Origin of the sequence: Alteromonas portus (genome assembly GCF_005117025.1) — a bacterium.
In the GTDB taxonomy this organism is placed as follows: Bacteria; Pseudomonadota; Gammaproteobacteria; order Enterobacterales; family Alteromonadaceae; genus Alteromonas; species Alteromonas portus.
The window spans coordinates 1-13,926 of the sequence record NZ_SWCO01000010.1 but is presented as its reverse complement, the minus strand read 5'-3'; the positions used below and the strand labels follow the sequence as shown (position 1 = coordinate 13,926).

The window sequence follows — 13,926 nt, the reverse complement described above, 5'->3', positions numbered from 1 at the left end:
CTAGGTATTAGCGATTAATGAATATTGTAATTATAGGTAAGTCTGGGCAGTTAGCATTTGAGCTTTCTCGTGAACTAGAAAATAGCGAGCATCAAGTTTCGTATTTGGGGCGTGATGATATTGATATTACGAGTGCCTGTAATATTGAAGAAACGCTATCGTCTTTATCGGCTGAAGTTGTAATAAACGCATCGGCCTATACAGCTGTTGATAAAGCCGAAGAAGATACCGAGGCGTGCAATGCTATTAATACGCTTGCCGTTAAAAACTTAGCAAACTTTTGTAAAGCTAGCGGCGCCTTCATGGTGCATGTGTCTACTGATTATGTATTTAACGGCCACAAGGGTTCACCTTATTTAACTGACGACACCATTGAACCGCAAGGTGCTTATGGCAAATCAAAAGCAGAAGGCGAAAAAGCGCTGCTTGAAATACTGCCAGATGCTAGCTGTTTAATTCGCACAGCTTGGGTTTACTCGTCTCATGGTAATAACTTCGTGAAAACCATGCTGCGTTTGATGGCTGATAAACCTCAGTTGGGCGTAATAGATGATCAAATTGGAACGCCTACATGGGCTAAAGGTTTAGCTGAAGTTTGTGTTACTGCCGCTTTGAATAAAACCAGTGGCGTTTATCACTGGACTGATGAAGGCGTAGCAAGTTGGTACGACTTTGCGCTAGCTATTCAAGAATTAGGTGTTGAGAAAGGCTTGCTAGATAAATCAGTTCCAGTGTTACCTATTCCGTCTAGCCAATATCCAACACCTGCAAAACGCCCTCATTACAGTGTGTTAGACAAGCAGTCCGCACGCGAGGCGTTTGCGGCGTGTAAGCCCACGCACTGGCGTAAGCAATTAGCCAGCATGCTAGATGAATTGAAAGCGTAAGTGACAAGAACAAGATTATACTTTTGGTAAAAAGAAAATGAGTAAAACAATTTTAGTTACAGGTGGCGCGGGCTTTATTGGTTCTGCAGTAGTTCGCCATCTTATAAACGACACTGACCACACAGTGGTTAATTTAGATAAGCTAACCTATGCGGGTAACTTAGAGTCACTAACACCTGTTTCAGACAGCGACCGCTATAGCTTTGAACAAGTTGATATTTGTGATGCTGAAGAAGTAAAGCGAGTGTTTAATACGCACCAGCCAGATATCATTATGCACCTTGCGGCAGAGTCTCATGTAGACCGCTCTATTGATGGGCCAGGTGAGTTTATTCAAACTAACGTTGTGGGCACATACACGTTGCTTGAACAAGCAAGAGCATATTGGTCAGCACTTGAAGGCGATAAAAAAGCAGGGTTTAAGTTCCACCATATTTCAACCGATGAAGTATATGGCGACCTTCCTCACCCAGATGAAGTTGAGCCGGGAACGGAGCTTCCACTCTTTACGGAAACAACCCCATATGCACCAAGCTCACCTTACTCAGCAAGTAAAGCAAGTTCAGATCAGCTAGTGCGTTCGTGGCTTCGCACCTATAAGTTGCCAACCCTTGTAACTAACTGCTCAAATAATTACGGACCGTACCACTTCCCGGAAAAGCTTATTCCACTAGTTATTCTAAATGCCCTAGCTGGAAAGCCGCTGCCTGTGTATGGCAAAGGTAACCAAATTCGTGACTGGTTGTATGTTGAAGACCATGCACGTGCATTGGTAGTGGTTGCGCTTAATGGCGAAATCGGTGAAACCTACAATATTGGTGGACACAACGAAAAGCAGAATATTGAAGTGGTGCAAACTATTTGCGCTATTTTGGATGAAGTTAAGCCAAAAGATAGCAAATATGCTGAGCAAATCACTTACGTTCAAGACCGCCCAGGACACGACATGCGCTACGCGATTGATGCAAGCAAAATTGAGCGCGAGTTAGGGTGGAAGCCACAAGAAACTTTCGAAAGCGGTATTCGTAAAACCGTAGAGTGGTATTTAGCGAATGAAGGCTGGTGGAAAGCGGTTCTTGATGGAAGTTATCAAGGTGAGCGTTTAGGTACAGGAAGCTAGTTAGATAACAATAATTTTTTAAGCCTCAGTCTTCTATGTAAGCTGGGGCTTTTTTGTTTTCGGATGCAATATTCTCGTAGTGGTGCGATTTTTGCCTTATTAGCAATATTGCACTTACGCTTTATGTTGAAATGATGGTTTTAGACTGAAACGCACCGACTCATCAGGGGTTCTGTGAATCAAGCACCTTTATGATGCATTGTTCATGAGATTTTCAAAAAACTCTGGCAATATATAGCAAGAACATTTTAATAATTATTTCTATCGCTGATAGTTAGTAGGATTGGAGAAACAGTAAATGGAAAGTACGTTAGCTAAGTACAAAATAGCTGTAGCAGGCACAGGCTATGTAGGGCTTTCAAATGCAGTGCTACTTGCACAACACAATGAAGTGAGAGCGGTCGACCTAGTACCAGAAAAAGTCGAGATGCTTAACAATAAAAAGTCTCCAATTGAAGACAAAGAAATTTCAGAATATCTAACAACTAAAGAGCTTAACCTTGAAGCCACGTTAGATGCACAAGTTGCCTATAAAGATGCGGATTATGTTGTTATTGCAACACCAACGGATTACGACCCTCAAACTAACTACTTCAATACTGGTAGTGTAGAGGCGGTTATCAAAACAGTGATGGAAATTAATCCTAATGCTGTGATGATTGTAAAATCGACCGTGCCGGTAGGGTTTACTAAAGACGCAAAAGCCCGCTTCGGTTCCGACAATATTATCTTTTCGCCAGAGTTCTTGCGCGAAGGCAAAGCGCTTTACGATAACCTTTACCCTAGCCGTATTATTGTGGGCGAGCAAAGCGAGCGAGCAGAAATTTTTGCTAAGCTACTTCAACAAGGCGCGATTAAAGAAGAAATCGACGTGCTATTTACCGACAGCACCGAAGCTGAAGCCATCAAGCTCTTTGCGAACACATACTTAGCAATGCGCGTTGCGTACTTTAACGAACTAGATAGCTATGCAGAGCGTAACGGCCTAGACACCAAGCAGATCATTGAGGGTGTTGGCTTAGATCCGCGCATTGGTAATCACTACAACAACCCTAGTTTTGGTTACGGTGGCTACTGCTTACCTAAAGATACCAAGCAGCTACTAGCTAACTACAGTGAAGTGCCGAACAACATGATACAGGCCATTGTAGATGCTAACCGTACGCGTAAAGATTTTATTGCCGATTCAATAGTAAGCCGTAAGCCGAAAATTGTAGGTATTTATCGTCTTATCATGAAGTCTGGTTCTGATAACTTCCGTGCAAGTGCGATTCAAGGCATCATGAAGCGTATTAAGGCGAAAGGTATTGAAGTTGTAGTTTACGAGCCAGTGCTTAAAGAAGAAGATTTCTTTAATTCGCGCGTAGTAAACGACTTAGAAGAGTTTAAGAAAATTTCTGACGTAATCGTTGCCAACCGTGTAACGGGCGATATCGAAGACGTACTAGATAAAGTATACAGCCGCGACCTGTTCAACGCTGACTAAACCAAGTTTTGGGGTCAGAGTACATTATTTTTTCTGAAGTAAAAGAGCCAGGTTTATAACCTGGCTCTCTTTTAGGTTCGCCAAACTGTCTATGTAGAACTCCGAACAAAGAGTCTTATCCAAAAGTCTAACTTTAAATGATCAGAACATTGCTTTATCTTTATTAAGGAATACTGAATAAACTAATAAAAATTAATTTGATAGGGACATCGATGATGAAAAAAAGCCTCATTGCGCTTGTAGTAAGTGCCACCTTTCTTGCTGCCTGTGGCGGCTCTGACGACAAAAATGAATTGCCTGTACTTTCCGCCGACGTTGCTTCGACCCTAAACGGCGAAAGCATTACCATTGATGTTTTGGCAAACGACACTGATCCAGATGGCGATACGTTATCGATCTCAGCAGTTGGAGAGCCAAGCAGTGGTGAAGTCTCAATTGTAAGTAATGCCCTAGTCTATACGCCTCCACTACAGGCCATGGGAGACGTTACTTTTTCCTATGACGTAACGGACGGAGAGGAAACGGTAAGCTCAACCGTTACAATTACGAATGAACAACAAATTACTATTGCCGGAATTGCGACAGACGCACCGTTGTCAAATGGAACAGTTACTGCAACAAGCAGCAACGGTGATGTGTTAGCAACTGTCACTACAGATGCGTCGGGTATGTATACACTTCCGATAAAAGTTAGTGCAGATCCCGGTAACCTTGTCCTGAGTGCTGTGGGTGTGGAGGAGCAAAGCCATGTTAGTTTGATGTCTCGTGTCGGCGCTTTCTCTAGCCTATTGTCTTTAGCAACTGAGAATCAAACATCGGAAATCACCGATGGACTTTTGCCTGATAGTAAAATAACCCATATCAGTACCGCCAAAGCAGTACTCTACAATCAATACCTCGCAGATGGGGGCGTCGAAAGCTTCAATGCGTTCACCACACAAGTAGATTTCGATGAAGTGATTGGTTTGGCAAGTTTCATAAAACTTTTGGCTGACAATGAAGATTTTCCGCTTGATGATGGCGTTAATACTCTAACCTTCTTTACACAAAGCGAAGACGATGTACTTGGAAGTATCAGGGAATATTTAGATAGTTTGGGCTTAATAGAAGAAGACGGATCCTTCTCTGAGTCTTATATAGAGGCAGTTAATACCGCTAGAGCAGAAACCCTAGAAGATGAGACATTAAAAATTTCCTACACCAATGCGGACGTTGCTGGCAGCGAGTTTGTTATTTATGACGGAGGAAATTTTCAGGCGGTCAAAGGGGAAAAAGTATTAACGTTCAACTCTGAAGGCAATGGAGTTTTAACATCATCAGATAGTTACGCAAACAATATTGTAGATGCTTTCAGTTGGGAAATTGAAAACGGCAAAATTAAACTGACTTTTCCTGATGCTGCTGGAACTGTGACATACTCTTTTCTTACAGATGAACTTCTGGCACATTTCGACGAGGACACACAAGCAGAGTTACTCGAACTCGAGAGTATAGGTTTTATAAATCAGTGGCAGCTTACCCGTCGAATAGTCAGCTCAGAAATTAGCCTTGTTTCAGTGAACGACAGCAACGCTTTTGCATCAGAGGTGAATACTTATAACCTATCTTTAACGGATGCTTCAGGAGGCTATACTCAGACTTTTGATGCGTCTGTAACTGAACCTGGCGAGATGTCTTATCACAACGGAAACTACATTCAACTGACCAACGAGGATGTGACAAATAGTCCTTGGGTGCTAAATATTCAAGATGTTTTGACCATAGACCATCCATTTGAAGAAAGCAGTACAATTACTGGCCATGGCATGATTGCTGATAGTTTTACCTTTAATGCAAACGGTACTTACGAATCTTTGGTAACAGGTGAGACCGGAATGTGGACAGTAGAAGAAGGTGCACTGCAATTTCAATATGGAGACACCACATTCAAACTTAGCCCTTTCAAACAGCACAATGATTATCTCCTAGCGCTACTGGAATTTGCTGATGAAGGTAATACTGTTAAGTACTCAGTAGATATGCATAAGGTTCGTGGCACTGTAGATACAACACAGCTAGTCAGTGAGCTTCCTGTTGCGTGGTTGTCTTACATTTTTGATCATGACGGTCCAAACGGGTTACCACTCTACAATGATGTTTTTGGCTATTACTTCTTACAAAATGGTACAGCAGGAAGAATCTACCCTAGCAGTGCTGAGGAAGAAGCATCGTTCACGACTGACTATGACACATACAATTGGCAATGGGCGGTTGTAGATAATGTTGTAAGTATTGAAGGACAGATTGGCGGTGGTGACTGGATGCTTAGAAGAAAGCGTCAGTGGCATGTACTGGGAGAAACTGAAGACGGGCGCATGATGGTTATAGAAAATTTCATTTTTTATTGGGATGAACAAAACCCATATGCTGACTTCATATTGCCACGCTTAAATTTCTACAAGAAGCTAGATTTAGAAATACTCTATCCTGAGCAGTGGGCTAGATTTTCAGCATCAGGAGGGATGGGAAATAACGAAAGTACACAAGTGTCGATTAGTTATTCTTCTCAATCACTTGTTCTTTAAAATGTAAGGGTAGCGAGCCAGGTTACAAGGGCTCGCTACGTTTTCACATTTTAGTACTCATATTAACTTTTATATTAAATAAGCTTGTGAATTTCCGTACAAAAAAACTTCCCAAACCCCAAAATTCAAAATAAAATCCGCGCCAATTCAATCCCTGCCATCAAGCCTCAAGCTTACTCACACCCGGCGGGGAAGAAGCATGCTTTAAATTATGGGGTCAGAGTACATTTCTGCCTCTAATGCTATCTGTTCACTGGTTACTAAAACCAGTGAACAAAGTGTTGAGTTCATGCTACCTACCATATTACCCAGTATGAACTTCGTTTCGTTTTAGTTTGCTTTTATTAGCGGAGTCGTTATGAATAGGCTGCGTGAGCTTTCCAGCCAAGTAATGGATGTTTACCAATCTCTTTCTGAAGAATTCAGCGCGTATCAATCAAGTCAGTCGTTAAACTGTGTTGAGAAATGCGGCGCATGTTGTAATAAACCCGATATTGAAGTGTCGCCACTAGAGATGTTGCCATTTGCATTGCATTTGTTTGATATAGGGCAAGCCGAACAAGTATTCGATGAACTTGAAAGTTATAGCGGTTTTGCATGCAAGCAATATCAACGCTTAAGTTTGGATGGTACAGAAGGTTATTGCGGAATTTACGAATACCGCCCGGGAATTTGCCGCATGTTTGGTGCGGCAGGCTACAAAACAAAATCAGGCGAAGCAACGCTTTCGGTATGCAAACCAATAAAGCAAGCCGTACCTGAAAAATATGCGGCTGCGCTTATTGCCATACAGCCACAGCGCTCTGATGTGCTTGAGTATCCGTTGGTTGTTGATATTGCTGCAAACAGTACAAGTCACGTTGTAAAGTCTAAGCCGCCAATGATCGCAGAAGGTAGGCAAAAACTGGCACAATTAGATTATGAATTGGGTGAAAAGCTTATGCCTATCAATGACGCATTACGTTTTGTGTTAGAAAAAATTCTGACATTAAGTTTTTATGCGCAAGATACAGATGACGGTGTTGCTGCTTAGATAAGTGGGAAGCATGAAATGTACTCTGACCCCATAACTAAGAGCGTTACGCTAAAATTCCGCGTGCCGATTCCACTATTGCCTCACTAATTGTGTAGTCGGCACGGCTTTTACCGGTAATGGCGTAGTACCTTTCGTTAAGCGTATTGGCGTTACCAATGCAGTGCACACCATACTGTTCCTCTACGTGTTTAGAAATAGCAGAAGGTGCGCAGAATACGCCGAAGTCCTCGCTGCCGAATAGCTTCAGCAACGCTGTATCATCGAATTCGGCCACAATTTTGGGGTAAAGCTGTTCTGTTTCAAGCCAGCTTGTGAGCGCGTGACGTATTCCTGACGTGTTACCTTGAATAAGCAGTGGCATTTGGTTTAAACAGTCTGGGAATTGTAACCCTTCACCCAGGGGGGATTTAGCGAAAAAGCTTAACGAGCTTTCTCCCAAGAAAAAACTGTTGGCGCTAATCTGTGTTCCAGGCGCAATGCCTCTGTCGGCAACAATAAAGTCGATAGCGTTAATGGCGAGTTCCTTTAATAAACCGTCAAAGCTATCTTCTTTAATGACGTACTTCACCTGCGAGTATTTGCGCATGGTATCGTGCACAAAATCGTAAAAAAGCACTTTTGGAATTCCATTTGTAATACCTATTACGAATTCTTTCGTATTCACTTCATCGCTATTGTTAAGTATTTCAGCCAGTTGGTTACCCTTATGGAATATTTCGCTGGCATACTGATAACTAACTTTACCTCGTGCGTTCAGGTACAGCCGTTTGTTTATTCTATCGAATAACGAATAACCAAGCTGACTTTCAAACGTACTCAGTTGCCCGCTTACGGTTTGAGGGGTAACGTGGAGTAACTTAGCCGCTTTGGCGATACTGCCCTCGCGCGCGACAAGATAAAAATAATATAGATGATGGTAGTTTAGGTGATGCATACTTTATCTAGACGCTAGATTATTAAAATAATAGAGGGAGAGAAAAAGTACTCTGACCCCATTTTTTTCGATGAACTATTAAGAATATAACAGATTTATTCTAACTAACCATTGCAATACACTATAAGTGTTGTTTCATAAGTACGGTAAACAACGCATAACCGATTTTTCAAGCTAGCGGTATATTGAAGACATAACTATGGCTAAACCAATAGATTTACGTAAAACGCGAAAAACACTTTTTTCGTTATTAAAACCTGAGGCTGGCTTTTTTTGGGTTGCTATTGCTTACGGCGTGGCAATCAGTTTGATGACACTGGCAGTACCTATTGCGGTACAAACGCTAATTAATAGTATCGCCAATATTGGCTCTACCCGAGCTGTAGTCATACTGGCCGTTATTCTGTTTCTCACTTTGTTTACATCAGGGGTCTTCAGCGCCCTTCGTATGCGCGTGATGGAATTTTATGAGCGCAAGGTTTACGCGCGTCTTACCGCTGACTTAGGGCTTAAAACTATTCTAGCGCCGCATAGCTTTTTCGAAGGCCGACAAAACGTAAGCATTACGCAGCGTTATTTCGATATTATGACCTTCCAAAAAAACATACCTTCATTAATGATTGATGGCTTTGCATTGGTACTGCAAATGCTGGTGGGTTTCACATTGGTTTCTTTTTACCATCCCGCGCTTTTTGCATTTAATGTAGTACTGCTCTTAACCATGTACGCCGTGTGGAAAATTTGGGGCCGCGGCGCTAAGCGCACCGCAATTGAACTCTCTCACGCTAAATATGATTCGGCGAAATGGCTGCACGACATTGCCATTGCCCATGAGTTTTTTAAGTCTGCCGATCATGTGGAATATGCTGGCCGCAGCACCGAAGGTTACATTAGTAACTATGTTAAAAAACACAAAAGCCACTTCCATTACACCTTTTCACAGGTGGTTATGTTCCTATTGATGTATGCGGTAGCAAGCGCGTCATTGTTAGGTATTGGTGGTGTACTTGTTGTGCAAGGCGAATTGTCTATTGGGCAGTTAGTTGCGGCTGAACTGGTTATGTCTGCCGTATTCTTCGGTTTGTCGCGTTTTACTCAGTACCTTAAATTATATTATGAACTGTATGGTGCAGCTGAAAAGCTGGGTGGTGCTTTGGCAATGCCTCAAGAAGAGCTAAATGCTTCAGAGAATATACCGGCATCGTCTAAACTCGTTTTTAACGACGTAGAATTAAAACATGGCAATGATTCTTGCAACCTCAACGTGGTGTTTGAACCAGGCACAAAATATTTTGTTACCACAGACAAAAGCTGGGTTCAAAAGCAGTTGCTTGGGCTCTTAAAACAATACGACCGCGTTAAATCAGGCGATATATTATTAGGTGAACTTAGCCTAAACGATTACGACACCCATGAACTTAGGCAAGCAGTTACTATTTTAGATCGCTCTTTAATTATTGAGGTATCTATAGAGCGCTATCTAAAACTAGCTCATCCACAGGCTACCATTGCTGATATTCGAGCAGCGCTTGAAGAAGTAGAAATGACGAAGGTTATCGATAGCTTGCCTGAAGGTTTGCAAACTAAAGTGTCGGTATTAGGTGCACCTTTGCAACCGCTAGAGTTTTTATTGCTGAAACTTGCCGCCGCAATTGTTGGTAAGCCTAGACTCCTTATTTTGAATCAGCACTTTGATGCGATACCTGTTGAGCTAAGAGCACGACTACTTAGGCGCCTAAGCAAATACGACTTTACTGTTATGTATTTTACCAATATGCCAATACCAGAATGCTTCGAGGGTGTTTTGCACTTACACGACAACGCAACGGCCATGTTAAATGAGTATACCAATGGTGAATCGCCGATTGTCAGCGTACAAGAAAGTGTCAATGCTACAGATACAGTAAGTACTAATAATCAAACGGCGACTACGCAAACAAACGATGTGAAGAATGATAAGGAGGGTGAGTAAGTGAATAACGCAGAACGTCGCTTTTTAGACAACATTACTTCATTACCTTCTTTGAAAGTACCTAAGCTACATCGCGTTATTACCGGCGTGATCATTTTCTTAGTGCTGGCTGCCGGATTAATACTGTACTTTACCCCTTGGATCCAAACTGCCTATGGAACGGGTATGGTCGACTCGCTCGACCCTAAAGACAGAACCCAGCCCATTAATGCCCTTGTCGATGGGCAAGTAAAGCAATGGCACGTAAGGGAAGGGCAGCAGGTAAAAGCAGGTGAGCCAATTGTTACGCTAATCGACATTGATGCCCAGCGTCTTGAGAAGCTGCAGTCTCAACTTTCGGCAGCAAACCTGAAAAATCAAGCTAATGAAACGGCGGTAAGAAATGCCGAAAACAACTTGGCGCGCCAAAAGTCGCTGCAGGAGCAGGGTTTGGTATCACGCAAAGAAGTAGAACAAGCTGAAATCAAAGTACAAGAACTTAGGGCGAAAGCCGCAGCATCTGTATCTGAAATCAACGAAGTAAGTATGACGTTGTCTCGCCAATCTACCCAAACTAAGTTTGCGCCGGTAGATGGCACAGTGGTGCGCTTGCTATCGGGCGGCGTGTCTACCTTCGTAAAATCAGGCGACATTTTAGGTCAGTTTATTCCTGCCGATGCCAAGCGTAGTGTCCGTGTAACGGTAAGAGGGTTGGATGCACCACTAGTAAAACCCGGCGCGAAAGCTCGCCTGCAGTTTGATGGGTGGCCCGTTTTCCAATTTAGCGGGTGGCCAGGAAGCGCAATAGGAACCTTTGGCGGTGAAGTGGTATACGTAGAGCCAGTGGCAAACGCAACGGGCGATTTTAACGTTTGGATAAAGCCCGACGAGTCAGACATCCCATGGCCAGCTGAAAGCTCTGCCCGTTTAGGAAGCCGAGTAAAAGCGTGGGTGCTACTAGAAGAAGTTCGATTAGGTTATGAAATGTGGCGACAGCTGAATAACTTCCCTCCATTGCCGACCCAGCAATCATCATCTGGTGGTGCGAAAGGCTCGGGAGCATCAATATGGTAATGCGCAGATTGTTTTTTACTGCACTTGCGCTAACCATGTATATAGGCAGCGGCACTCCGGGCCCGTCTGCGCAGACGCAAAATACCTATCAAGGGCAAAGTCAAAATGCTCGATTAGCGCCAACCATCGAAGTGCTGATTGATAGTATGGTGAACTATCACCCGTATGTGCTGGCAATTAATGAAGGTAACTATCAGGCCGCCGCTGAACTAGAAATAGCAAGAAGCAGTTTCGACCCCTTTATTGAGCAGAAAACAAAGAGTCGAGTGTCGGGTTATTACGATGGAACAAACCTCACTCAGCGCTTCACCAACCCAATTGAGGATTTTAATGCTTCTGTATTTGGCGAGTATCGCATTGCCGCTGGCGACTTTCCTAGCTATGAAGGGGATTACGATACGCTGTCCGCTGGCGAGGCAAGTGTTGGCGTTGCTATGTCGCTTTTGCAAAATAGAGAGATCGATAAACGTAGAACTGAGTTGCGAAACGCTGGTCTGGCTACATCCCAGTGGCAGGCATTAGCGACAAGCCTTATTAATGACTTTGTCTACAAAGGCGTAAGCGAATACATTGCATGGTATGAAAGTGCTTTACAAATTCAAGCCGTTACTGAGTTACTAAATACTGCGTCAGAGCGTGAAAAAGCGCTGGTCACTCGAGTAGAGAAGGGCGACTTAGCCAGTATTGTGCTTACCGAGTTTAAAGCTAACCTACTTCAGCAGCGTTTAACATTAGCCGAACTTAAACAAAAACGAGACATGCATGCACAAATGCTATCTTTTTACTGGCGTTCACCTAATGGTGATATGTTAGCAATTAACAGCGAGCAGCCGCCTAATGAATTAAGCTGGCCTTTCTGGGTTGGTAACGGACAACTGGTTTCACTTCGCAATGCACTACGTAACCACCCTGAATTAGACGTAATGAAGTTGGAACAGCAGGTGGTACAAAATAAAGTAGCGCTTGCTGACAATGCATTACTACCAAAGCTTGATCTTACCGCGTCTATTGCTAGAGATGTGGGGGCGGGCTCGGAAACACTTGAGGGCACTGAAACGAAAGTAGGCTTGTCGTTCTCTTATCCGCTAGGCAACAGAAAGGCGAAGGCAGAGCGCGCTCAACTTCAGTCAAAGCAACGAGAGCTTGCACACAAGCTAACATCAACGCAGCAAGCTATTGTTCAACGATTCGAACAAGCTTTTATTTATTGGTCGCAAGCCAAAGATATTGTGGCGCTGCAAAGCGAAAATGCGGTACTTGCGAAAACCCTATCGAGAGTGGAAAAAACACGCTTTGATGCAGGTGATAGCGATATGTTTGTATTAAACGCGCGAGCGCAAAACGAGATTAAAGCGAAGATCAAAGAAATTAAAGCTAGGGTGGACTTATTAAAAGCAGAATTAATGCTCTATAAAGAAGCGGCCATGCTGCACTCTTTCGACAGTTGATGGTTGTTGCTTTCATAGAGTGTTATTAAAGAGTACATGGAAAGTGCCGCTTGTCGTTAGCTACTTAAAAGCTAATAGGTATAAAAAAGATGTTAGCGTTTAAAAAGACAATAGCCTCGGTAGTGTCTAATAGCGAAGTGACTAATGAGCTGACATTAAAAAACGGCGTACTGAGCAATTCAATACGCCGTTTTTTATAAACCCAGTCCTAAGGGCTTAATTGCCCAATGCACTATTAACGTCGTCCTCGTCCAGTCCGGCAGACATCGCGTATTCCCTTAGCTTTTCTTGAGATACACCGGCGTGTTGTGCTGTACTCAAAATACGCATAACTTGCTCACGCTGCTGGGCCGACTCTCTCACAGCTGTTTCGACTACCGTTTCCGCTTCATTAGGAAATACGGCTAGAAGTGCGTCTACTACATACTCGCCAACAAAAGGAACAGCGTTTAATGCGCTAGTCATAATATCGACAATCTTGTTTGGATGCTCTTTAGATAATGTTTGTACAATACTGTCTGCCGCATCGGGTTGAGTTAATACGGCCACGCGTACAATTTCATCTAATTCTTCAGGTGTAGATACCGCCGCTGCTTGTACTACAAAATCAACATAGGTCGGTTCTGCCTTAATAGCTAGCTGTACGATGTTAGGGCAGCTACTCACTTCTTTCTCAATAGCCAGCTGAACAATCTCTTCGGTTGAGGCTGGTTGTGCAGAAATAGCAGCGAAAATGATTTCTCTGTATTTGTCGGGATAAGTGTCTAAAGCAATATCTACAATAGAAACGATCTCTTGCGGGTAATGACCAGCTATTGAACTAATAGCTCTACCCACAGACATGGTTTGTTCAACCTGACGCTTTAAAAAGGCAGTTTGAAAATGATTCGATTCATCAACGGCGACTACATTACTTGAAGTGCTTGGTTGAATGGAATCACTAGAAGACGCATCTTGTGCCATTGCTACAAAACTAACATGAGAGGCTAGTACTGCAGATGATAGCAATGAAAGAGTTCGTAACATAAACCCACCTTTATAATTATCGCGTAGTCAATTTATGACACTACCAGTATTAATATATTTATAAAAAACGCAAAGCGCTAAACATCGACGCTTATATACATTCTTATACGTATTCCTTTACGCTGGCTTTAATATCAGCAACTAATACCAAGCACTTTAATAATAACGGCAGGATCAAATACTACTTTAAGAACTACTACTTTATAGGATCTGAATTCCCATCCTATTAGTAATTAGTCCATATTGTCTACTAATTATCACATTTGAATGAAAAATAGCCGTTTAGTTCAGTTTTTTCATCTTTTTCAAAATAAGTGTTGACGTGAGCGCTCATTTCCCTAAAATGCGCATCCGCTTCGGGGGAAAAGCAAAACAGCAAGCCTCCTGAAGTAAGTCTCTA

General features: G+C 42.8%; 10 protein-coding genes. 8 read left to right on the top strand and 2 right to left on the bottom strand.

The features are described 5' to 3' along the window. Positions 1–17 precede the first annotated feature (17 nt). The 5 genes from rfbD to E5672_RS16810 all read left to right on the top strand — a co-directional run bounded on the left by rfbD (position 18) and on the right by E5672_RS16810 (position 7,090). Positions 18–887, top strand: coding sequence for a dTDP-4-dehydrorhamnose reductase (gene rfbD / locus E5672_RS16830; RefSeq protein ID WP_136783282.1), 870 nt, complete (start codon positions 18–20; stop codon positions 885–887). A gap of 37 nt (positions 888–924) precedes the next feature. Then, positions 925–2,007 carry a dTDP-glucose 4,6-dehydratase gene (gene rfbB, locus E5672_RS16825; RefSeq protein ID WP_136783281.1) on the top strand — a complete coding sequence of 361 codons (1,083 nt, stop codon included), beginning with the start codon at positions 925–927 and terminating at the stop codon, positions 2,005–2,007. 298 nt (positions 2,008–2,305) lie between these two features. Then, positions 2,306–3,493, top strand: a complete 1,188-nt coding sequence (locus E5672_RS16820; protein WP_136783279.1) for a nucleotide sugar dehydrogenase — start codon at positions 2,306–2,308, stop codon at positions 3,491–3,493. Between the two features lie 212 nt (positions 3,494–3,705). Next, positions 3,706–6,057, top strand: coding sequence for an Ig-like domain-containing protein (locus E5672_RS16815; protein ID WP_136783278.1), 2,352 nt, complete (start codon positions 3,706–3,708; stop codon positions 6,055–6,057). A gap of 358 nt (positions 6,058–6,415) precedes the next feature. Next, positions 6,416–7,090, top strand: coding sequence for a YkgJ family cysteine cluster protein (locus E5672_RS16810; protein WP_136783277.1), 675 nt, complete (start codon positions 6,416–6,418; stop codon positions 7,088–7,090). Between the two features lie 46 nt (positions 7,091–7,136). On the opposite strand, the gene E5672_RS16805 is transcribed toward E5672_RS16810, so the two are convergent. Further along, positions 7,137–8,027, bottom strand: a complete 891-nt coding sequence (locus E5672_RS16805; protein WP_136783275.1) for a LysR family transcriptional regulator — start codon at positions 8,025–8,027, stop codon at positions 7,137–7,139. Positions 8,028–8,226: 199 nt separating this feature from the next. On the opposite strand from E5672_RS16805, the gene E5672_RS16800 reads away from it, so the two are divergent. The 3 genes from E5672_RS16800 to E5672_RS16790 are packed head-to-tail and all read left to right on the top strand — an operon-like array spanning position 8,227 to position 12,500. Then, positions 8,227–9,999, top strand: coding sequence for an ABC transporter transmembrane domain-containing protein (locus tag E5672_RS16800; RefSeq protein WP_240692273.1), 1,773 nt, complete (start codon positions 8,227–8,229; stop codon positions 9,997–9,999). Next, positions 10,000–11,052 (top strand): HlyD family secretion protein, encoded by a 1,053-nt coding sequence (locus tag E5672_RS16795; protein WP_136783274.1) that lies wholly within the window; start codon positions 10,000–10,002, stop codon positions 11,050–11,052. Next, positions 11,052–12,500, top strand: a complete 1,449-nt coding sequence (locus E5672_RS16790) for a TolC family protein (protein WP_240692272.1) — start codon at positions 11,052–11,054, stop codon at positions 12,498–12,500. The genes E5672_RS16795 and E5672_RS16790 overlap by 1 nt, the downstream gene beginning before the upstream one ends. A 216-nt stretch (positions 12,501–12,716) precedes the next feature. Here the strand turns inward: E5672_RS16790 and E5672_RS16785 are convergent, their stop codons facing one another. Continuing rightward, entirely contained in the window at positions 12,717–13,526 is an 810-nt protein-coding gene (locus E5672_RS16785; RefSeq protein WP_136783273.1) for a hypothetical protein, read from the bottom strand. Positions 13,527–13,926: the final 400 nt, after the last annotated feature.